Raw genomic sequence first — 19,146 nt, 5'->3', positions numbered from 1 at the left:
CATGGTTTGTGCTAAGTCACGGAAATCATTACTTGTTTGCTCTATACTCAACACACTCCCGCAAAGTTACCCAAAATTTGAGGAGAATTCCCCCATGCTTAATATGTCCAGGCGCCAGTTCCTCAAAGTGAGTGGCGCAACGCTGGCAGGGTCCAGCCTGGCAATGCTCGGGTTCGCGCCCGACGCGGCGCTGGCGGAGGTCCGTCAGTTTAAGCTCGCGCGAGCGACCGAGACCCGTAATACCTGTCCGTACTGTTCCGTGGCCTGCGGGTTGCTCATGTACAGCTACGGCGACGGTGCGAAGAATGCGAAGAAGAGCATCTTTCACATCGAAGGCGACCCCGACCACCCGGTCAATCGCGGCACGTTGTGCCCGAAGGGCGCCAGCCTCATCGACTTCATCCACAGCCCGAACCGTCTCACGCATCCGGAGTACCGTAAGCCGGGGTCCGACAAGTGGGAACGTATTTCGTGGGACGACGCGCTCGATCGCATCGCCAAGCTGATGAAGGCCGACCGCGATGCCAACTTCGTCGAAAAGACGGACGACGGCCTCACGGTCAACCGTTGGCTCACCACCGGCATGCTGGCCGCTTCGGCGTCGAGCAACGAAGTCGGGTACATCACGCACAAAGTCATCCGCAGTACCGGGATGCTGGGATTCGATAACCAGGCACGTGTTTGACACGGCCCGACGGTGGCAGGTCTTGCCCCGACGTTTGGCCGTGGAGCGATGACGAACCATTGGGTCGACATCAAGAACGCGGATCTGGTACTCATCATGGGCGGCAACGCAGCCGAGGCACACCCGTGCGGTTTCAAATGGGTGACCGAGGCGAAGGCGCACAACAAGGCGCGCCTGATCGTCGTCGACCCGCGCTTTAACCGTTCGGCATCGGTCGCGGACTATTACGCCCCGATCCGTACCGGCACGGACATTGCGTTCCTCGGCGGGTTGATCAATTACCTGCTCACGAACGACAAGATCCAGCACGAGTACGTCAAGAACTACACCGACTTCACCTTCCTGGTGAAAGACGAGTTCTCGTTCGAAGACGGTATCTACTCGGGCTACAACGACGAGAAGCATACCTACGACAAGTCCTCCTGGGATTACCAGAAGGGCGCGGACGGTTACGTCCTCACCGACCCGACGCTGCAACATCCGCGTACGGTGTTCCAGCTGATGAAGCAGCACTACTCGCGTTACACCATCGATATGGTCGAGCGCGTGTGCGGCACACCGGCGGATAAGGTCGAGTACATCTACAAGCAGATCGCCGAGTGTTCCACCCCGACGCGCACCATGACGATCCTGTATGCGCTCGGCTGGACGCAGCACTCGATCGGCTCGCAGATCATTCGTACCGGTGCCATGGTGCAGTTGCTGCTGGGCAATATCGGGGCGGTGGGCGGCGGCATGAACGCGCTGCGCGGTCACTCGAACATTCAGGGACTGACCGATCTGGGGCTGATGACCGATCTGCTGCCGGGCTATATGTCGCTGCCCAAGCAGGCGGAGCAGACCGTCGAGCAATATCTGACGGCGCGCACGCAAAAGCCGCTGCGTCCGAACCAGCTCAGCTACTGGCAGAACTACCCGAAGTTCTACGTGAGCCTGATGAAGGCATGGTGGGGCGATGCCGCCACGGCCGAGAACAACTGGGGCTACGACTATCTGCCCAAGCTCGACAAGCCGTACGACATGCTGCAAGTGCAGGAGCTGATGAGCAAGGGCAAGATGACCGGCTACATCGCGCAGGGTTTCAACCCCATCGCGGCGACCCCGGCCAAGGTCAAGTGGGACAAGGCGCTCGCCCAGCTCAAGTTCCTCGTCATCATGGACCCGCTCGCGACGGAGACGTCGGAGTTCTGGCGGAATTTCGGCGAGCACAACGACGTCGACTCCAGCAAGATTCAGACGGAAGTGTTCCGTTTGCCGACGACCTGCTTCGCCGAAGAAGACGGCGCACTGGTCAACTCCGGACGCTGGCTGCAATGGCACTGGAAGGGCGGCGAGCCGCCGGGCGAGGCGCGTACCGACATCGAAATCATGTCGGCGCTGTTCCTGCGCCTTCGCGAGATGTACAAGACGGAGGGCGGCAAGTACCCCGACCCGATCGTTAATCTGTCATGGCCGTACGCCCAGCCGGAGAGCCCGTCGCCCGAAGAACTCGCCAAGGAGTACAACGGCCGGGCGCTCAAGGACATCGTCGATCCGAAGGATCCGACCAAGGTCACGCGCCGCGCTGGCGAGCAGTTGTCCGGGTTTGCCGAACTCAAGGACGATGGCAGCACTTCGTCGGGTTGCTGGATCTTCGCCGGCGCCTGGACGCAGGCGGGCAACCAGATGGCGCGACGCGACAACAGCGACCCGACCGGCATCGGTCAGACGCTGAACTGGGCGTGGGCGTGGCCGGCGAACCGTCGCATTTTGTACAACCGTGCGTCGTCCGACCTCGCGGGCAAGCCGTTCAACCCGAAGCGCAAGCTGGTCTATTGGAACGGCAAAGCGTGGACCGGTGCCGACGTGCCTGACTTCAAGGTCGACGAGGATCCGGCCGGTGGCATGAGTCCGTTCATCATGAACCCCGAAGGCGTGGCGCGTTTCTTTGCCAAGGGGGCCATGGCAGAGGGCCCGTTCCCGGAGCATTACGAGCCGTTCGAGACGCCGCTGGGCTACAACCCGTTCCATCCGAAGCAACCGAAGGCCACGCGAAACCCGGGTGCCCGCGTGTTCCCGGACGATCTGGCGACGATGGGGACGGCCGAGCACTTCCCGCATGTGGCAACGACTTATCGCCTGACCGAGCATTTCCACTACTGGACCAAGCACGCGTTGCTGAACTCGATCATCCAGCCCGAGCAGTTCGTCGAAATCGGCGAGGCGCTTGCGAAGGAAGTCGGGGTCGTCGCGGGCGACATGGTCAAGGTGTCGTCCAACCGGGGCTACATCAAGGCCAAGGCAGTCGTTACGAAGCGCCTGCGTGCGCTGAAGATCGACGGTAAGACGGTTCACCATGTGGGGATTCCGATTCACTGGGGCTTCAAGGGGTTGACCAAGCCCGGGTTCCTCGCGAATACGCTGACGCCGATTGTGGGCGATGCGAATTCGCAGACACCCGAGGTGAAGTCGTTCCTCGTGAAGGTCGAGAAGGCCTAAGGAGGCGCCATGGCATTGCAATCACTGGATATCAAACGGCGCTCGGCAACGACCTTGCCGTCGCCCTCGGTGCGTGAAGCGCACACGGGCGACGTCGCCAAACTCATCGACGTCTCGAAGTGCATCGGGTGCAAGGCCTGCCAGACGGCGTGCATGGAGTGGAACGACCTGCGCGACGAGGTCGGGACCAACGTCGGCGTGTACGACAACCCGGCCGATCTGACGGCGGACTCGTGGACCCTCATGCGTTTCACCGAGTACGAGAACCCGAAGGGCGACCTCGAATGGCTTATCCGCAAGGATGGCTGCATGCATTGCGAGGACCCGGGCTGTCTGAAGGCTTGCCCGTCGCCGGGCGCGATCGTGCAATACGCGAACGGCATCGTCGACTTCCACGAAGAGGCCTGTATCGGCTGCGGGTACTGCATTACCGGGTGCCCGTTCAACATCCCGCGTATCTCGCAGAAGGATCACAAGGCGTACAAGTGCACGCTTTGTTCCGATCGCGTGTCAGTCGGGCTGGAGCCGGCCTGCGTGAAGACGTGCCCGACCGGGGCGATCATGTTCGGCACCAAGGACGCCATGAAGGATCAGGCGGCCGAGCGTATCGAAGATCTGAAGTCGCGGGGCTTCGACAACGCCGGGCTGTACGATCCGGCGGGCGTGGGTGGCACGCATGTGATGTATGTGCTGCATCATGCCGACAAGCCGTCGCTGTACCACGGTCTGCCGGACAACCCGCGCATCAGTCCGATGGTGACGTTCTGGAAGGGTATTGCCAAACCGCTGGGCGTGGCTGCGATGGCGCTCACGGCGATTGCCGGTTTCTTCCACTACATCAAGACCGGTCCGAACGAAACCACCGAGGAAGATGAAGAGGAAGCCCGCCGGTACGATGCATCCCGCAAGGGAGGCGGTCCCGACGGCCAGAAGGGTGTTGTCACGCACGAGGAGGTCTGACCATGTCGATTGATTCGAGTAGTGATCACAAGCACGGCAAGGACGAACTGATCGAGCGTTACAACGCGGCGGAACGCATCAACCACTGGATCGTCGCGGGCACGTTCATTTTGCTCGCGCTGTCCGGGCTGGCGTTGTTCCACCCGTCGATGTTCTGGCTCACCAATCTGTTCGGCGGCGGGCCGTGGACGCGGATTCTGCATCCGTTCGTCGGTCTGGTGATGTTCGTGGCTTTTGTGTGGCTCGCCATGCGGCTTGCGCGCTACAACAAGTTCGAACAGCGGGACACCGAGTGGATGAAAAACATCGGCGACGTGCTCAACAATCGCGAAGAGAATCTGCCGGAAGTCGGGCGTTACAACGCCGGGCAGAAGCTGCTGTTCTATGTGATGGTGTTGTGCATGATCGGACTGTTGCTCTCGGGCATCGTGATCTGGCGCGCGTACTTCGCGTTCTACTTCCCGATCTGGGTGATCCGTCTCGCCTCCGACGTACACGCGGTGTGTGCATTCGTGTTGATTTGCGGCATCATTACGCACATCTACGCGGCGATCTGGATCAAGGGTTCCGTGCAAGCCATGACGCGCGGTACCGTCACCCGCGGCTGGGCGTGGAAACATCATCGCGCCTGGTACAAGCAGCTCAACAAATAAGTCCGGCCCTGCTGGTGGCCGGACGCTCTTACGAGGCCGGCCACCTTGCAACGCATTCTCGAACCCGGGCAGATCGAGTCCCTCGATCGCACCTCTATCCCCCGTCTGCGCATGCCGCAACGGGCCGAAGTCTTTTCGGCTCGTGCGGCACGTCTGCGCCAACTGGCCGACGGCCATCCGCTGGGCGATTACCTGCGACTGATGGCCGCACTGGTCGACGCGCAGCAACGCGTGCTCGACAATTTTCAGGCCGAGCGTCCGTCCCCCGAATCGATTGAACAGGCACAGCAGCACTGCATGCCGCTCGTCCCCGCGACCGGTGGCTACGATGCCGGTCGCTGGCAGCCGCTGCTCACGCCGCTGCTCGACGCAGTGGCGTCGCAGCCCGGGGTGTCCCCGGCAGTGAAGGCGGTGATCGATCGCGTGCGTGCAACCGACCCGGCGTCGCTCGAAGCGGGCGCGCAGGCGCTGCTCGCCGGTCATGGCAAGGGGGTCGATGCGGCGAGCGCGCCGTTCCTGATGGCGGCGCTGCAAGTGCTCTGGACGGGCGTGGCCAGCACGTTCGATTCAGGTGAGGTGCCGATGCTCGACGTGCCCAACGTGTGCCCGGTGTGCGGCACGTTGCCAGTGGCGAGCGTGGTTCGCATTGGCGGCGCGCACGAGGGCTATCGCTATCTGGCCTGCGGTCTGTGTTCGACCGAATGGCACATGGTGCGGGTGAAGTGCACGCACTGCGAGGCGAGCGAGCATGTGGCGTATCACGTCGTCGACACGGCGGGCGATGCCGCCGCTTCGGGCGAAGACGTGGCGGCAGCCGACGGTGGCCTTCTCAAGGGCAAGGACGGACGACCCAAACTCGACGAAGCGGGCAAGCGCGTTGCATCGTCTCCGATCCGGGCCGAGTCGTGCGACGACTGCCATAGCTACCGCAAGATCTTCTATCAGGACAAGGATCCGTTCGTGGAGCCGGTCGCCGACGATCTCGCGAGCGTGGCGCTCGACGTGCTGATGGGGGAGGCGGGATACGCGCGCGCCAACGGCAATCCGTTGCTCTGGCAAAACGCCGAGGAAGCCTGATGAAAGACGCAAGCGGGGCGATGCCGGTGGCCGACCAGGGGAGCCTGCGCGCGCGTGCGGCGGATCTGCCGTCGCTCGACCGGCTGTTGGGGATGTCCGAATTGCATGCGGCGTTGGCCGACTTTGGGCGCACTCAGGTGACGGCGGCGTTGCGTCGCGATCTCGACGAGTGTCGTGCAGCAGCGCTCGCGGGCACGCTCTCGCACGACGCGTTGAGTCCGTCAGCATTCGGCGAGCGCATCAAGGCGGGATTGACCGAACGCAATCGCGCGACGCTGCGTCCCGTCTTCAATCTGACAGGTACGGTGCTGCATACGAATCTCGGGCGCGCGTTGCTGCCCGAGGCGGCCATCGAATCGGTTGTACAAGCACTCACGACACCGGCCAATCTCGAATTCGATCTGGCGACGGGCGGGCGTGGCGACCGCGACGACCTCATCTCCCCGTTGCTCTGCGAACTGACCGGCGGCGAAGCGGCGACGGTCGTCAATAACAACGCAGCGGCCGTGCTGCTGATGCTGGCGACGCTGGCGAAGCGTCGCGAGGTGGTGGTCTCGCGCGGCGAACTGGTGGAAATCGGCGGGGCGTTTCGCATCCCCGACATCATGACGCATGCGGGGGCGAAGCTCGTCGAGATCGGCACGACGAACCGCACGCATGCGGCCGACTATCGCAACGCCATCGGCGAGAAGACGGCGCTGCTGATGAAGGTGCATTGCAGTAACTACGAGGTGACGGGCTTTACCAAGAGCGTCGACGTGTCGGAAGTCGTGGAGATCGCGAAGCCGCATGGTGTGCCGGTGGCCGTCGATCTCGGCAGCGGCACGCTCACGCCGCTGGAGCGCTGGGGACTGCCGCATGAGACGACCGTGCAGGAGACGATTTCGGCCGGTGCCGATCTCGTCACGTTCTCCGGCGACAAGCTGCTCGGCGGGCCGCAGGCGGGCATGATTGTGGGCCGGAAGGACCTCATCGCGAAGATCAAAAAGCATCCGTTGAAACGCGCGCTTCGCGTTGGCAAGCTGACGCTTGCGGCGCTGGAGCCGGTGCTGCGTCTGTATCGCGATCCGGACCATCTGCCGGAGCGGCTGACGACGTTGCGCCTGCTCACGCGCACGCGCGCCGAGATGGCCGCGCAGGCGGAACGGCTGATGCCGGTGCTGGCCAAGTCGCTGGGCGACGCCTACACCGTGAGCGCCGCGCCGATGGTCAGTCAGATCGGCAGCGGTGCCTTGCCGGTCGAGCAGTTGCCGAGCTATGGGCTGGCGATTGCCCCGGCAGGCGGCGGCAAACGCGGCAGTGGCCGTGCGCTCGCGGCGCTCGAAACGGCGCTGCGAGGTCTGCCGTATCCGGTGATCGGGCGCATTGCCGATCAGACACTCTGGCTCGATCTGCGCTGTCTCGAAGCGCATGACGAAATGCGTCTTTCGCGTCAGTTTGAGGAGTTGCGCGCATGATCGTCGGCACCGCGGGTCACATCGACCACGGCAAGACGAGCCTCGTTCGTGCACTGACCGGTGTCGATACCGATCGTCTCAAGGAAGAGAAGGCGCGCGGCATTTCCATCGAACTGGGATATGCGTACACGCCGTTGCCGGATGGCGAAGTGCTGGGCTTCATCGACGTTCCCGGGCACGAAAAACTGATTCATACGATGGCGGCAGGGGCGGTCGGCATCGATTTCGCGCTGCTGGTCATAGCCGCCGACGACGGCATCATGCCGCAAACGCGCGAGCATCTGGCGATTCTGACGATGCTCGGTGTGAAGCGCGGCGTGGTCGCGTTGTCGAAGGCCGATCGTGTGGATGCTTCGCGTCTGGACGCCGTGACGCAAGAGATCTCGCAGTGGCTTGCGAATACGCCGCTCGCGCAGGCCGACGTTGTGCCGGTATCGGCGACGACGCCGGGCGACGCCGGTGTGGCGACGCTGCGTGAGCATCTGACGCAGGCGGCCAGCGCGTTGCGTGCGTCGGGCAATGCGACGCGTCGCGACGATGCGTTGTTCCGTCTGGCCGTCGACCGCGTCTTTACTTTGGCGGGGCACGGCACGGTCGTGACGGGCACCGCGTTCGCTGGCACGGTGCGCGTGGGCGACACCCTCACGGTCATGCCGCAGGGCTTGCCGGTGCGTGTGCGCAGCATCCATGCGCAGAACCGGCCGGTAGAGGCGGGCAGGGCGGGCGAACGATGTGCGCTGAATCTCGCGGGTATCGAGCGTGATCAGCTTAACCGTGGCGACTGGATCGTCGCGTCGGGGTTGTCGTCGCCCTCCACGCATGTGGACGTCGACATGCATTGGCTGGACGGCAGCGCGCCGCTCACGCAATGGTTTCCGCTGCACGTGCATTTAGGCACGACGCATGTGCAGGCACGCACCGTACTGCTGGGGGGCGACACGCTCGCGCCCGGTGCGTCGATGCGTGTGCAACTGGTCTTCGATACGCCGGTGTGCACGATGCCGGGCGATCGCTTCATCGTGCGCAATCCGCAGGCGACTGCGACTGTTGGCGGCGGACGTGTGCTCGATCCGGCGGCGCCCGAGCGCAAGCGTCGTTCGGCGGGACGTCTGGCGTGGCTGGATGCCGTAGCGCAGTACCTCGATGGCAACGGCTTGGATGCGTTGCTGACGCAGGCGCCGTTCGGGCTGACGAGTCAACAGGTCGTTGCGATCACCGGTTTGCCTGCGTCGCAATGGTCGTGGCCATTGGGCGCCGTTGTCCTGTCGGGTGGTGAGGGGGAATCGCTGGCCTTCTCGCCGCAAGCATGGGAGGCGATGCGTGCCCGTGTGGTGGCCTCGCTTGGCGACTATCACGCACGCGTGCCCGACGAGCCGGGGCTCGATGCGGCGCGGCTTGGGCGCATGACGTGGCCATCGCTGGACGCGGCTCGCTGGCGCATCGTCGTGCAGGCGCTGCTCAGCGAGGGCGCGGTGGCGCGCACGGGGGCATGGTGGCATCTGCCGACCCATCGCGTCGAAATGACGGCCGAGGAGACGGCGTTGGCTGAGGCGTTGTTGCCGAAGGTGGCGCAAGGCCGTTTCGATCCGCCGTGGGTGCGCGACATGGGGCGCGACCTGAATGTGCCTGAGGAGCGTGTGCGTGCCGTGTTGCGCAAGCTGGCGCGCCAGGGGCGGGTGCATCAGATCGTGAAGGACCTGTTCTACGACGATGCGTGTGTGCAGACGCTCGCGGGCATTGTCGCGGAGGGCGATGGCCGGGTCGAGGCCGGGGCGTTTCGGGATGCGACGGGTCTGGGGCGCAAGCGTGCGATTCAGATTCTGGAGTTCTTCGACCGTGCGGGATATACTCGCCGCGTTGGTGACCGGCATGTGCGGCGTCCTGGGGTGGAGTGGGGCGCGGCGTAACAAGGTTCGCCGGTCGCGGCATCAAAGGTGACGATTTCGCGCGGTGCGTGGACGTCCACCTCATCATCGAGCAAGTGAAATTGCTTCGTCTGAAGGAAGGCATCCGTATCCGGTGATGCGGCCGGGCTTCAAACCCGGTTGGGGGCGTCAGACGCTCCCAGGTCGGTTCGACTCCGGCTGCTTTCCGCCACAAAAGACTCTCAGCAATTCTCACAAATTCCAAAAAGCATCTGAAACAGACCGCCTGACGGGCGATTTGGGGGTGTCAATCCTCTTGCGCGTTCTCGCCTCTACCCACAGAATCCAACCATCAAATATGGGTAGGAAAGGGGGTAGTTCATGGCATCGCGCCAACTCAATAGGCTGACCGCAATCGGTATCTCGAAAGAGGTGAAGCCCGGATATTATGCCGACGGCGGCGGCCTGTATCTGCAAATTTCGGCGAGCGGCTCGCGGTCGTGGATCTTCAAATTCACCATCGGTGGACGTACCCGTGAAATGGGGCTTGGTGCGCTAGCCGTCGTATCGCTCGCGTCAGCCCGAAAGATCGCGGCCGAGTGCCGGGCCCAAGCCAAGAACCGTATCGATCCCATCGTCGCCAGAGAGTTGCACGCCGTTCATGTCGTCACTGGTGCGAAGCGCCGGACGTTCCGCGAGGCGGCCACGGAGTTCATTCAGGACCGCAGCGGAACTTGGAAGAACGCCAAACACGCGCAACAATGGACGAACACGCTCGTGACCTACGCCTATCCGATCATCGGTGACATGGACGTGCGCGATGTCGACACCTCGGCGGTGCTGCGTATCCTGCAACCCATCTGGACGAAGAAGACTGAGACTGCGCAGCGCGTGCGCGGGCGTATCAAGGCGGTGCTCGACGCGGAAGCCGTACGCGGCAATCGTGCTGCCGACAACCCAGCGCGCTTCTCCGACCATCTGGATCGAGTCTTGCCCCGCACGAACAAGCGCCAGCAGGTCAAACACCATCCGGCGCTGCCGTGGGAAGAAATCCCGGCATTCGTACGTGAATTGGAGACTCGTCCACGTCGAGCGGCGCGCGCGCTTCATCTGCTGATTCTTACGGCAGTTCGTACAAATGAGGTTCGGTTTGCACGTCCCTGCGAGTTCGACATGGTGGCGAAGGTCTGGGAGATACCCGGCGAGCGCATGAAGTGCGGTGTGACGCTGCGCGTGCCGTTGTCTGATCGGGCTGTGGAGTTGGTGCAGGATGCATTGGCAAAGGCCAAGCCAGATGGTTATCTGTTTCCAGGTATCAAGGAAGGGCAGCCCCTGTCGAACATGTCAATGCTGAAGGTGCTGAAGATGATGGAGCGCCGGGATATCACCGTGCATGGCTTTCGCTCCACCTTTCGGGACTGGGTGGCTGACTGCACCGACTACCCCGATTCGCTGGCTGAGCAGGCTTTGGCGCACACTATCTCGTCGTCGACCGTAGCGGCATACCGCCGTCGTGACATGCTCGACCGCCGTCGCCCGATGATGGACGACTGGGCGGCTTATTGTGCAGGGGCGACGGCGCAGGTCATTCCGTTCATGCAAGGCACAGCTGCGTAGTATCGAACTGCGACACGGGCGGCTGTTGCGCGGGCGGTCGCCCGGCTTTCTTCGCTAGCCATGCATCCACGTCTTCCTCCATCCACGCCTTGCGATTGCCGTAGATCACGAACGGCTCTGGGAATTCACCGTTCGCCACCATGCGATAAATGGTCGACTGTCCGAGCGACAGCTTTTCCGCGACCTGCTTCACGCTCAGTGCTTTCATCGTATCTCCCATGCGCGGGATGTAACCCGCAGAATCTCTTTCAGTGCTTCGGCCGTGGCCGGGTGGGTGGTCATTTATTGCTGATCCGTGTCATCTCGCCGCAGTGCTGGCACTTCGTCCGACTGCGCTCGCCTAGTCGCTTGAGTTCGTCGTGATACCGAGCATGCAGTTCGTGGAACCGGTTTTCCTGAATGCTCAGTTGCTGAAGTACCCACATGGGGTTGAGCTTTTCGTGGCAGTCGGCGCACTCCACTTCTGCAAGTTGCTCATCTACGATGAAACGCTTATGCCAGCACCTGCCGAGGTGAACCGATTTCAGGACACGATCCTTGCCTAGGTCGATGCGAGGCTTAACTGGAAGAAGGGTCACATTGGTATCAATGACGCCGAGTCCGATACGATCATCGTCGCTCATAGAGCCTCCCGGCAGTCGCCCAGAATGATCTCGTTCTGTCTCATGTCAGTCCCCGCACATGCAGTCGATAAGCGCTTCGTCGCCGTCCACTTCTTGGAAGTCGAACGGAATTTGCTTGGTAAAAAACTCTGCCTCCCGACCCAACTCAGTGTATCGAGGGCGGTCGTTGCGAAACGTCGCTCCGGCAGGACGGCTTTCTTGTGCTGCCCACCAGACCACTCGTCCAGGCTCTTGGGTGAGTGCATACACGATCTTGTGACGCGCCTTCAGGAAACAGAGATCGCAGTTTCCGAGATCACCTTGAGGGTCAAGCTCAAGATCGAATGGCTGGTGCTTCCAGAATTCGAGCACAGCAGGCTTGGTAATCCGTGAGTTCGCAAGCGGCAAATTCGGTATGCCTCCGTTGTTGTCGCGACCGGGGGCGCGTAGTCGAGCCACGCGTCGAGGTTCGTCGGCACGAATTCCCATCACGTTGTCCCACTCGTCATACCCAAGGGACTTCATGAACGCTTTCCCGGTCTTCACCTTCAGATTCGCGGTGCAAGTGCGCGCGACAGGGTTTGGCAGGATGCCAAGGGCGTCGATCATGCGTTCGAATGGCTCGCCTTTGCGGCTGGCCGTCTCGAAGTTCACCTCACGCCAAAGACAACGCGAACGGCTTCCATTCTCGAATCCGTCCCACTCAATCCACCGAATCGGCACGTGCCAGTGGATGGAGCACGCGTTGATGAACGCAAGCGTTTCCTCGCGTTCCTTCCCGGTGTTCTGGAAGACCACATGGCAGTCGTCTGGGATGCTGCCGTTCGCCAGCAGGATTTGATGCAGCATGTATCCGCTTGTGCGGCCGCCGCTAAAGCAGATCTGCGCCGGGCCTGCGAGACGGTATGACGTAAGATCGCTCACGATTTCCGCTCCTCCGCTTCCCAGCCCCATTCCAGATAGCTGAACGCAGCGTCTTTGCACATATCTTCGCGCTCTTCCTCAGTCATGGACTCCCACTCGGCGTCGTCAATTTCAAAAGACGCATCGCAATTCGAGCCGATCTTGTTCGTCCTGATCCATACTTCGATTTTCATTTCCGCTCCTCCGCTGCCTGAGAGGCTGCGATACCTTCCTTCGTCAGAAACCAGCACAGAGACGCCCAACGGCTCTTATCCGACCGCGTGCTGCCTGCTAGTCCCTGACGTTCCAGTGAGCGCATGGCCGACACGATGGCAACGTTGTTGCTGTCGAGCAGGTAGGCGAGCGTCGCCGTAGAGATGGCACCGAAACTCTTCTTCGCGTCCAGTTTGCGAGCGCACCGCAATTGGAATTCGGTCACGCATCCCCCTTCGCTTGATTGGCGCTGTCGACACCGGTAAGAAGGCCATAGAGATACGCGTAGATCAATTCTTTCGAGACGCTGCCGTTGATCGTCCAATCGCTGTTGTCTCGATAGAAGTTGATGTACTGGAATTCAGGTGCACGCGTTTCTACGATCAGGGAGTAGCAGCGAGCCTTGATCGGACGGCGCAGCGGCTTCCTAATTTCGTATTCTTTCCACCATATACGCCAGTCCTTACCTGTGACTTTGCGAACCTCCGCAAGCAATTCGTCTAGCGCTGCATCGCCGGTCGGACGAGTGGCTTCGTAATCGCCAAAATACGAACACATCGGCATCACTCCCCCTTTTGCGCCTGATTGGCGGCAATGGCGGCTTGGAGTGCGACCGTCAGCGCGCCGAGCGTGCCTGCCACGCCGTGTTCCGAGAAAAATTCGGATGCGGCGATAGCATCGTCAATCGTCACAGGCTTGCGCCCGAATTCCATCCCGGACAGGAGGGACGGTGACACGTTGCGATATCGCGCCATATCCATCAGCGTCGTGGCTGTCGTGATTCGCAGTGCGCGCACCAGCATTCCGTAAGGCGTCAACGGGTTCGTGAGGCTCGGTGATTCCTCCCCGCCATCCGCCGACAGCGCGGCGCTGAGGTGTGCCTCTTGCACCGCTTTGTCACTGATGACCGCTCGCGCGAAGCTGATAATGTCGTTAATGCATTCGTCTGTTGTATAACTGCGAATCAACGCGCATTTTTTGGCTATGGTAAGGATGTGATCGTCACTGACTTGCTGGAAACTGGTTTTCACCGTCTCCAGCATCGCGGCGCGAGCATAGTCGACCATCTGACTAGCTGTGTAGGCGCGCGGTACCGACTCGTTTGTCAGTGTCAATCCTGAGAAAACAGTGGGATGCGGCAGCACAGGCAATTCTCGCTCATCCCCGCCCACCTTCACGGGAGAAGTGAGGGCGTTTTTGGCTATAGCGGCGTCAAACGCTGAATCAACAATCGCTCGCATCGTCGGCATGTCAAGCCAGCGATTTCGCGTATGCAATTGATACGCCACTTCCCCGCGTATGTTCGCGCCCACCTGCTGCGCATCTGCAGCGAACATGTCGCCGACGTGCGCGGTGTCGAGCAACGCTTGCAGTTCTGCAATCTTGTCGGCCTGCTCGCGCACCTTGACGTGCAATGCATTGCGCTCGCCGCCATTCACGTGCGAGGCGTAGCGGGCTTGCAGTTCTCCCTCGACCGCTCGCGCGAAGTTCCTCCAGCCCCACCCCTTGAGGAACCCATTTAAGCCGCCCGGCATCGTCTCCGCGATCTTGTCGATATCCTCATTGGACAGAAAACAATTCCCGTACTCGCGAAGCTCTTGCCCTGCGCTCTGTGCGGCTGGCGTGGGGGTGGCGGCGGGGGCGGCAGGCAATGGCATCCAGTGAGTCGGCGAGACTTCGATTTCCCTAAATTCAAACGGTTTGTCGCCTCCGATGCAGAAGAATGATCCGGCAGCGAAATACCGGTCTCCGATCCGCATGCCATTGCCGGTCGTCTGATCGTCCTCCGGCCCCCATGCAAGGAGCATCCAACAGACACCCTTTGCCCCGCGTGGCGCCGTCTCAATCGGCTGCCACTGGCTCGCATCAAACGTCACGGTCTTGTTGTTCGTCATGGCATCAGTCCCAGTTTGAGAGGTCTTCGACTACGGCGCCTTCCGGGTCGCTTTCGTAACCGGTGCTATCAGTCACAAAGCCCTCATACAGAACGTCGACGTATTCGGCCAACGCCGCGGGGTCCCATCCCGGGATAAGTCTTTCCAGTTTTTCCGACGCACGCTTGATCCATTCGTCCTTCGTAAGCGGCGTCACGGTCTTGTTGTCAGGCATTCTTTTTCTCCTTTCGGATCTTGATATGGCGCTCTGCCGCCGATGTCATTTCGATGTGCGCCGCTGCCGAAACACGATAGAGGGTATGCATATCCGCGCTCAACTCTGACCGTTGCAAGCACTCTTGTCGCAGATTCCCGTTGCCGTCTCGAACGATCAGCCATACCGGTGAATTCGCCCATCCGGGGCCATGTGCCGGTTCGGCATAGGCAGTAACGATTCGATCAGTCTTGGCGAGCTTCAGCATGGGTGACCTCGTCAATCGGAGCGGCGGGGAGGGGCATCCAATGGGTCGGTTTTGGGTTCATCCCACCCGACCAATCGATCCAATCATCGAATCCATCGCTTTCGTCTTGACCAATCCAGCGCCCGTCGAAGTCTCGGTGCTCTCGAATGTATGCATCCTGGTGCAGCCAATGTCCAACCGAAATCACCGCTCGGTTTGTTAGCAAAAGGTCTGTTCCATCCCTTGGAGCGGTCTCAATCGGATGCCAGCCACTTTCCAACGTCTCCACGACAGACTTAGGTGCAGGGGGCAGGCACGCACGCTCGATCTCCACACCGAGCAGCATCACGTCAGCGGCGATAATGTTCAGGTACTTTTTGCCATCGATCAGGCTTGCGGGGGCGCGCTCGCACACTTCGTACCAGAGTTGCAGAAGGCTGTTCATACCGTGCTCCCGAAGTAGGCCGAGTACATCGCGTCGAGCGCTTCGACCTGCTCGCTGTCGAGGCGCGTGACTTGGCCGCTGTGCATGACGGCGCTGATCGGCGCGAGGGCCGCGCGCTCTTGGTCGGTGAGGTCGCCGGAGATTTGCTCCAGCGACTTGACCATTTCGGTTGTGGTCGGCAGGCGCATGTCAGGCGTCCCGAAGCAGGTCGTGAACGCTAGTCGGCGGCGGGGCTGTCAGCGTCAACGTGACATCGCGCTGAATCAGGCCGCAGAGCTTGCCCATGTCGTCTTCCTCCGGGTGCGCGATGCAACGGAAGGACACGATCACCGTGCCGCCTTCCATCGGCTGGATGCGGAAGCCGTCGACCTTCAGTTCTTCGAGCACGATGTTGCTGTCGCCGCCGAGGCCATAGTCGATCTCGGCCGTGTAGCCGACGCCCTCCAATTCCCACTTGAAGGGCGACATCTTCGGATACTTGAGCTTCGACAGGCGGTCGGGATCGACGAGATCATCCTGTGCGTCCGGACGCGTGTAGAGCACGCCGCGCAGATCAGCCGCGAAGTTCGCCAGCACGCCGTTATCTGCCGCGACCTCGAACTTCAGATCGACGGCCGGTTTCTTGTCCTCGCCGTGGAGTTCGGCGCGCGGGTTCACGCTGGTGAGCTTGGCTTGCTGGGCTTCGAGTTCGAACATGGTGGGTATCTCCGGGAGGTGGTCAGGCGGTTAAGCTGCGATGCGCGATGCGAGCCACGCGGCCAACCGCGTCATCGGCGCGTACTTTTTCTTGTCCCAACTGTTCTCGCCTTCGCCTTCTCGCGGAAGCGCTCCGGTCATGCCGTCGAGAAGCCCGTGCAGCTGTTCGATCTGCGTTTCCTTCTCGTCATGAAGATCGCTGTAATGCTTCTTCATGCGCTCGGCGTCGTCTGCACGCTTCGTCTCTGCCGTGAGTTTCGATTCCAGTTCGGTGATACGGGTCTGCGCTGCCTTGAAACGGGTGATGAGTGCGGGTTGCTTCGTTGCCATGTTTGAAATCTCCGAGTGGTGGGCTGGTTACTGGCTGATGACGTCGCGGCGCTCGGCAGCGGCTTCACGCAGTGCCTGAGCGTCTTCTGCGTTGAGGTCGCGACCGCTGTCGAGGATCATGTCGATCTCGTCGCCGGTGCTGGCGGACAGCATCTGGTTCATGAGGGTGGTGATGCTCGGGCCTTCGAGTTGCGGTGCGTCCTGCGTGCCCGGTTCGTCGCCGTATTCCTCGTCGACCACGGAGAACTGGCCGTCGATCACGGCTCCGTTGTCTTGCGGCAGCCCAGCGTCGGCGCGCTCGTCGAGCGACACTGCCGTCTGCAATTCGATGCTCACAGGCAGGAACTTGAACAGGCGACGCACGACCGTCTTGAGTGCCATCGCAGCGAAATCGTCGACCCACGGGCCTTTGTCCTTGGCCTTACTGCGCGCTCGGATGCCTTCCACCTCGGCGCGGCTCATCACGTCGAACTGGATGCCGCCATCCTTGAGCTTGGCCACGGCGTAGACGAACGTCAGCTTCTCGGCGTTGGCGCGGTTCGGGTTGTTCCAGTCCGGGACGTGTTCGATGTGAGCATCCAGCCCGAGTCGACAGTCGAACTTGTCACCCTCGTACACGGCACGCGCGTCGATACTGACGATCTGGCCCGAGCGACGCGCGAGATCGATCATGCCGCGATAGCCGATGATCAGTTGCGCTTCCTTTACCTTCTTCCAGTTGTTGCCATCCTTCACGTTGCGGTCGTATGGAAGGATGTAGGCGTGGCCGAGTGCGTTACCAGGCTCAAGGCCAAGCTGCGCGCACTGGATCACGGCGCCGAAGAACGACACCGGGGTGCATTCAGCCAGCTTCGGCACCTTGCGAATCTCAGTCGTGACGATGCGCGCGAGGCGTTCGGGGGTCATGTGACGCGGCAATGCGGCCTTGATCTGTGCCTGCATGCTCGGGCTGGCGAGCATGTGTGCAACGTTGTCGACGGGGTTCTTCTTCTCGTCGGCCACGGCAGTCCCCGTGACCTTTGCCTTAAGGGCGTTGGTGCTCATGCTGGATTACTCCTTGAATTTGCCGAGGCGGAAATCGATGTACTTCGAGGCTGGATAGTCGACGCTGTAGGCCTTCTTGCTGATCTCCTTGCGGATGAACGCATGACCGTCGTCGAATCGAATGGCTGCGGCTTTGCCCATCTCTGCGAGCAGGTGTGCGCGTGCGCCGTCCTGCAACGCCTCGTAATGGGCCTGCATACGCTTGGCCGTCTCGAATACAGCGCGCCAGTGCTCATGCATGGCCGTGGCGTCGATCACGGTGCCGTCGCTGCCCGGATAGAGGCGTTTGATGGTGTCGAGGACGTTCTTTGCCTCGTAATCGATGGGCGGCTGCACCTTGGGGACGACGTATTTCGTCCAGAACTCGGCGGCACGTTCGCGCATCACGCGGATCAGTTCATCGTCGCGCTGCACGACGTACGGCTTCAGGTCGTCGCCAATCAATGCGAATACGCGGCAGGTATTGCGGCCGGTCACGCCGAGGCCGTGCTGCACCTGGGCAACGTAGTGCAGCGGCAACTCGTCGGTTTCATGCTCGCCCCATTCCTTCGACTTGAACGGGTGAACGGTCTTGATCTCGATGTTTTCGCGCGCTTCGCCGTCGGCGTATTCCGCATCGATCTCCGCCGCTAGGAACGGCAGTTCGGCATCGATGTAGCGCTCGTTGGCAGCCACGATATTCAGGCCGTGCTCCTCGCGGATCATGTCGAGGATGTACGGTTCCAAGCGCGAACCGCGACGCTTGGCAGCCGCGTTGTGACCGTCCTCGCGGCGCGGCGTGATCTTGTCCATCCAGAGATCGACGACATTGCGCCACGGGCTGACGCCGAGAATGGCTGCGACGTCGCTACCGCCGATGAACTTCGTACGGTCCGGGACCGCGATCAGAGGTGCATTCATGGTCAGATGCTCCGGAAAACGACGGGCTGCGCGGCGCGCAATTCATCCTCGGCGTCGAAGTGGCCGACGATGCCGAGCAACAAGAGGAAGATCACGACGCCGAGCCAAGACGAGACGTACGGGCGGCGCGTGGCGAAGCGGTCGAGGCGGCGAAGGAGGTTCATGCGGCACCTCGCGCGCGGAGCATGGCGTCGGCCATTTCGAAGGCGGCGGCGGCAACGGTGTCTTCCTCGTAATCGAGTCCGCCTTCGGGCTGAGCGATGATTGCTGCCATAGCCTTCGCCGCGAAGTAGTCGCGCAGGGTCATGCCTTCGTGTGTCACTTCGCCCATCGTCCCGTGGCTCGGAAACGCCGGACCGCCGTTGTTGATCTCGCTCATGCCAGCACCTCGCCCTCAGCAAACACGTTCACCTCAGCCTCGAACGCGGCCTGCATGATCTCGCCCGCGCGCTTCGTGTCCTGCTTGATCAGCGCGTCCAGCAGTTCGAGATAGGCCGGGTAGTTGTCGTCTTCGAGACGCTTCAGGGCGTTCTGCGGGTCGGCACGCTCAGCGCCGTATTCACGTGCCTTCGCCAGCGCCTCGGCGGCGTCCTGCTGATGCATGTACGCGCCAAGGTCGCGCGTGACGATGCAGGGTAGGGGTGCGTTCATCTCGGCACCTCACTTCGCGGCGATCATGCGCGCGAACAATTCGTGCGTGCTGACCTGTAAGGTTTTTACGGTGGGTTCAAGAGCGGCCCACGCAGCGTCCCTCGCAGCGTCCCCCGCAGCGTCCCCCGCAGCGGCCCCCGCAGCGGCCCTCGCAGCGTCCCTCGCAGCGGCCCTCGCAGCGTCCCTCGCAGCGGCCCACGCAGCGGCCCTCGCAGCGTCCCTCGCAGCGGCCCTC

25 protein-coding genes and 1 tRNA gene are annotated in these 19,146 nt (G+C 61.8%); 8 read left to right on the top strand and 18 right to left on the bottom strand.

The window, feature by feature from the left end; all coding sequences use genetic code 11:
* Window positions 1-94: 94 nt before the first annotated feature.
* The 8 genes from fdnG to PCO31010_RS18865 all read left to right on the top strand — a co-directional run bounded on the left by fdnG (window position 95) and on the right by PCO31010_RS18865 (window position 10,792).
* The gene (gene fdnG, locus PCO31010_RS18900; protein WP_150665633.1) at window positions 95-3,163 is read left to right on the top strand and encodes a formate dehydrogenase-N subunit alpha; all 3,069 of its coding nucleotides are present in this window, start codon (window positions 95-97) and stop codon (window positions 3,161-3,163) included.
* A 9-nt stretch (window positions 3,164-3,172) separates the two neighbouring features.
* Window positions 3,173-4,123, top strand: coding sequence for a formate dehydrogenase subunit beta (fdxH, locus tag PCO31010_RS18895; protein ID WP_150665632.1), 951 nt, complete (start codon window positions 3,173-3,175; stop codon window positions 4,121-4,123).
* 2 nt (window positions 4,124-4,125) lie between these two features.
* Window positions 4,126-4,776: a formate dehydrogenase subunit gamma gene (locus PCO31010_RS18890; RefSeq protein WP_150665631.1), complete on the top strand. Its 651-nt coding sequence runs from the start codon at window positions 4,126-4,128 to the stop codon at window positions 4,774-4,776.
* Window positions 4,777-4,830: 54 nt separating this feature from the next.
* Window positions 4,831-5,853: a formate dehydrogenase accessory protein FdhE gene (fdhE, locus tag PCO31010_RS18885; RefSeq protein ID WP_281357762.1), complete on the top strand. Its 1,023-nt coding sequence runs from the start codon at window positions 4,831-4,833 to the stop codon at window positions 5,851-5,853.
* A complete protein-coding gene (gene selA / locus PCO31010_RS18880; protein ID WP_246184681.1) occupies window positions 5,853-7,310 on the top strand; it encodes an L-seryl-tRNA(Sec) selenium transferase in 1,458 nt (485 codons plus the stop codon). The genes fdhE and selA overlap by 1 nt, the downstream gene beginning before the upstream one ends.
* Entirely contained in the window at window positions 7,307-9,217 is a 1,911-nt protein-coding gene (gene selB / locus PCO31010_RS18875) for a selenocysteine-specific translation elongation factor (RefSeq protein ID WP_150665629.1), read from the top strand. Before selA ends, selB begins: the two co-directional genes overlap by 4 nt.
* Window positions 9,218-9,311: 94 nt before the next feature.
* Window positions 9,312-9,407 (top strand) — tRNA-Sec (locus tag PCO31010_RS18870).
* 149 nt (window positions 9,408-9,556) lie between these two features.
* The gene (locus tag PCO31010_RS18865; RefSeq protein WP_150665628.1) at window positions 9,557-10,792 is read left to right on the top strand and encodes a tyrosine-type recombinase/integrase; all 1,236 of its coding nucleotides are present in this window, start codon (window positions 9,557-9,559) and stop codon (window positions 10,790-10,792) included.
* Here the strand turns inward: PCO31010_RS18865 and PCO31010_RS18860 are convergent.
* The 18 genes from PCO31010_RS18860 to PCO31010_RS18785 all read right to left on the bottom strand — a co-directional run bounded on the left by PCO31010_RS18860 (window position 10,770) and on the right by PCO31010_RS18785 (window position 18,911).
* Complete coding sequence (locus PCO31010_RS18860; protein WP_150665627.1) at window positions 10,770-11,000, bottom strand: helix-turn-helix transcriptional regulator; 231 nt, start codon at window positions 10,998-11,000, stop codon at window positions 10,770-10,772. The two genes, PCO31010_RS18865 and PCO31010_RS18860, sit on opposite strands and share 23 nt — an antisense overlap.
* A gap of 70 nt (window positions 11,001-11,070) precedes the next feature.
* Complete coding sequence (locus PCO31010_RS18855) at window positions 11,071-11,415, bottom strand: hypothetical protein (protein WP_150665626.1); 345 nt, start codon at window positions 11,413-11,415, stop codon at window positions 11,071-11,073.
* A gap of 45 nt (window positions 11,416-11,460) precedes the next feature.
* Window positions 11,461-12,318 carry an adenine nucleotide alpha hydrolase family protein gene (locus tag PCO31010_RS18850; protein WP_150665625.1) on the bottom strand — a complete coding sequence of 286 codons (858 nt, stop codon included), beginning with the start codon at window positions 12,316-12,318 and terminating at the stop codon, window positions 11,461-11,463.
* On the bottom strand, window positions 12,315-12,491 hold the full coding sequence (locus tag PCO31010_RS26675) for a DUF7167 family protein (protein WP_174984940.1): 177 nt from the start codon (window positions 12,489-12,491) through the stop codon (window positions 12,315-12,317). Before PCO31010_RS26675 ends, PCO31010_RS18850 begins: the two co-directional genes overlap by 4 nt.
* Window positions 12,488-12,736 carry a hypothetical protein gene (locus PCO31010_RS18845; protein ID WP_150665624.1) on the bottom strand — a complete coding sequence of 83 codons (249 nt, stop codon included), beginning with the start codon at window positions 12,734-12,736 and terminating at the stop codon, window positions 12,488-12,490. The genes PCO31010_RS26675 and PCO31010_RS18845 overlap by 4 nt, the downstream gene beginning before the upstream one ends.
* Window positions 12,733-13,068 (bottom strand): hypothetical protein, encoded by a 336-nt coding sequence (locus PCO31010_RS18840; RefSeq protein WP_150665623.1) that lies wholly within the window; start codon window positions 13,066-13,068, stop codon window positions 12,733-12,735. Before PCO31010_RS18840 ends, PCO31010_RS18845 begins: the two co-directional genes overlap by 4 nt.
* 5 nt (window positions 13,069-13,073) lie before the next feature.
* The gene (locus PCO31010_RS18835; RefSeq protein ID WP_150665622.1) at window positions 13,074-14,405 is read right to left on the bottom strand and encodes a hypothetical protein; all 1,332 of its coding nucleotides are present in this window, start codon (window positions 14,403-14,405) and stop codon (window positions 13,074-13,076) included.
* A 4-nt stretch (window positions 14,406-14,409) separates the two neighbouring features.
* The gene (locus PCO31010_RS18830) at window positions 14,410-14,619 is read right to left on the bottom strand and encodes a hypothetical protein (RefSeq protein ID WP_150665621.1); all 210 of its coding nucleotides are present in this window, start codon (window positions 14,617-14,619) and stop codon (window positions 14,410-14,412) included.
* Complete coding sequence (locus tag PCO31010_RS18825) at window positions 14,612-14,866, bottom strand: hypothetical protein (protein WP_150665620.1); 255 nt, start codon at window positions 14,864-14,866, stop codon at window positions 14,612-14,614. The genes PCO31010_RS18830 and PCO31010_RS18825 overlap by 8 nt, the downstream gene beginning before the upstream one ends.
* Complete coding sequence (locus PCO31010_RS18820; RefSeq protein ID WP_150665619.1) at window positions 14,844-15,290, bottom strand: DUF551 domain-containing protein; 447 nt, start codon at window positions 15,288-15,290, stop codon at window positions 14,844-14,846. Before PCO31010_RS18820 ends, PCO31010_RS18825 begins: the two co-directional genes overlap by 23 nt.
* Window positions 15,287-15,478: a hypothetical protein gene (locus PCO31010_RS18815; RefSeq protein WP_150665618.1), complete on the bottom strand. Its 192-nt coding sequence runs from the start codon at window positions 15,476-15,478 to the stop codon at window positions 15,287-15,289. Before PCO31010_RS18815 ends, PCO31010_RS18820 begins: the two co-directional genes overlap by 4 nt.
* A gap of 1 nt (window position 15,479) precedes the next feature.
* Window positions 15,480-15,986, bottom strand: coding sequence for a hypothetical protein (locus tag PCO31010_RS18810; protein WP_150665617.1), 507 nt, complete (start codon window positions 15,984-15,986; stop codon window positions 15,480-15,482).
* A 30-nt stretch (window positions 15,987-16,016) separates the two neighbouring features.
* A complete protein-coding gene (locus PCO31010_RS18805; RefSeq protein ID WP_150665616.1) occupies window positions 16,017-16,316 on the bottom strand; it encodes a hypothetical protein in 300 nt (99 codons plus the stop codon).
* A 27-nt stretch (window positions 16,317-16,343) separates the two neighbouring features.
* Window positions 16,344-17,360, bottom strand: coding sequence for a recombination protein RecT (gene recT, locus PCO31010_RS18800; protein ID WP_150665615.1), 1,017 nt, complete (start codon window positions 17,358-17,360; stop codon window positions 16,344-16,346).
* Between the two features lie 6 nt (window positions 17,361-17,366).
* A complete protein-coding gene (locus PCO31010_RS18795) occupies window positions 17,367-18,260 on the bottom strand; it encodes a YqaJ viral recombinase family nuclease (protein WP_150665614.1) in 894 nt (297 codons plus the stop codon).
* Window positions 18,261-18,262: 2 nt separating this feature from the next.
* Entirely contained in the window at window positions 18,263-18,424 is a 162-nt protein-coding gene (locus PCO31010_RS26670; RefSeq protein ID WP_174984937.1) for a hypothetical protein, read from the bottom strand.
* Window positions 18,421-18,639 carry a hypothetical protein gene (locus PCO31010_RS18790; RefSeq protein WP_150665613.1) on the bottom strand — a complete coding sequence of 73 codons (219 nt, stop codon included), beginning with the start codon at window positions 18,637-18,639 and terminating at the stop codon, window positions 18,421-18,423. The genes PCO31010_RS26670 and PCO31010_RS18790 overlap by 4 nt, the downstream gene beginning before the upstream one ends.
* Window positions 18,636-18,911, bottom strand: a complete 276-nt coding sequence (locus tag PCO31010_RS18785) for a hypothetical protein (RefSeq protein WP_150665612.1) — start codon at window positions 18,909-18,911, stop codon at window positions 18,636-18,638. Before PCO31010_RS18785 ends, PCO31010_RS18790 begins: the two co-directional genes overlap by 4 nt.
* Window positions 18,912-19,146: the final 235 nt, after the last annotated feature.

The sequence above is a fragment of the Pandoraea commovens genome, from assembly GCF_902459615.1.
GTDB lineage: Bacteria > Pseudomonadota > Gammaproteobacteria > Burkholderiales > Burkholderiaceae > Pandoraea > Pandoraea commovens.
The sequence above is the reverse complement of the archived record's forward strand: the minus strand, read 5'-3'. Positions and strand labels throughout refer to the sequence as shown.

Bases quoted from the DNA above. Each gene is read 5' to 3' on its own strand.
- fdxH (WP_150665632.1), top strand. From the start codon at position 3,173: ATGGCATTGCAATCACTGGATATCAAACGGCGCTCGGCAACGACCTTG.
- PCO31010_RS18890 (WP_150665631.1), top strand. From the start codon at position 4,126: ATGTCGATTGATTCGAGTAGTGATCACAAGCACGGCAAGGACGAACTG.
- selA (WP_246184681.1), top strand. From the start codon at position 5,853: ATGAAAGACGCAAGCGGGGCGATGCCGGTGGCCGACCAGGGGAGCCTG.
- selB (WP_150665629.1), top strand. From the start codon at position 7,307: ATGATCGTCGGCACCGCGGGTCACATCGACCACGGCAAGACGAGCCTC.
- PCO31010_RS18865 (WP_150665628.1), top strand. From the start codon at position 9,557: ATGGCATCGCGCCAACTCAATAGGCTGACCGCAATCGGTATCTCGAAA.
- PCO31010_RS18860 (WP_150665627.1), bottom strand. From the start codon at position 11,000: ATGAAAGCACTGAGCGTGAAGCAGGTCGCGGAAAAGCTGTCGCTCGGA.
- PCO31010_RS18855 (WP_150665626.1), bottom strand. From the start codon at position 11,415: ATGAGCGACGATGATCGTATCGGACTCGGCGTCATTGATACCAATGTG.
- PCO31010_RS26675 (WP_174984940.1), bottom strand. From the start codon at position 12,491: ATGAAAATCGAAGTATGGATCAGGACGAACAAGATCGGCTCGAATTGC.
- PCO31010_RS18840 (WP_150665623.1), bottom strand. From the start codon at position 13,068: ATGTGTTCGTATTTTGGCGATTACGAAGCCACTCGTCCGACCGGCGAT.
- PCO31010_RS18835 (WP_150665622.1), bottom strand. From the start codon at position 14,405: ATGACGAACAACAAGACCGTGACGTTTGATGCGAGCCAGTGGCAGCCG.
- PCO31010_RS18830 (WP_150665621.1), bottom strand. From the start codon at position 14,619: ATGCCTGACAACAAGACCGTGACGCCGCTTACGAAGGACGAATGGATC.
- PCO31010_RS18825 (WP_150665620.1), bottom strand. From the start codon at position 14,866: ATGCTGAAGCTCGCCAAGACTGATCGAATCGTTACTGCCTATGCCGAA.
- PCO31010_RS18820 (WP_150665619.1), bottom strand. From the start codon at position 15,290: ATGAACAGCCTTCTGCAACTCTGGTACGAAGTGTGCGAGCGCGCCCCC.
- PCO31010_RS18815 (WP_150665618.1), bottom strand. From the start codon at position 15,478: ATGCGCCTGCCGACCACAACCGAAATGGTCAAGTCGCTGGAGCAAATC.
- PCO31010_RS18810 (WP_150665617.1), bottom strand. From the start codon at position 15,986: ATGTTCGAACTCGAAGCCCAGCAAGCCAAGCTCACCAGCGTGAACCCG.
- PCO31010_RS18805 (WP_150665616.1), bottom strand. From the start codon at position 16,316: ATGGCAACGAAGCAACCCGCACTCATCACCCGTTTCAAGGCAGCGCAG.
- recT (WP_150665615.1), bottom strand. From the start codon at position 17,360: ATGAGCACCAACGCCCTTAAGGCAAAGGTCACGGGGACTGCCGTGGCC.
- PCO31010_RS18795 (WP_150665614.1), bottom strand. From the start codon at position 18,260: ATGAATGCACCTCTGATCGCGGTCCCGGACCGTACGAAGTTCATCGGC.
- PCO31010_RS26670 (WP_174984937.1), bottom strand. From the start codon at position 18,424: ATGAACCTCCTTCGCCGCCTCGACCGCTTCGCCACGCGCCGCCCGTAC.
- PCO31010_RS18790 (WP_150665613.1), bottom strand. From the start codon at position 18,639: ATGAGCGAGATCAACAACGGCGGTCCGGCGTTTCCGAGCCACGGGACG.
- PCO31010_RS18785 (WP_150665612.1), bottom strand. From the start codon at position 18,911: ATGAACGCACCCCTACCCTGCATCGTCACGCGCGACCTTGGCGCGTAC.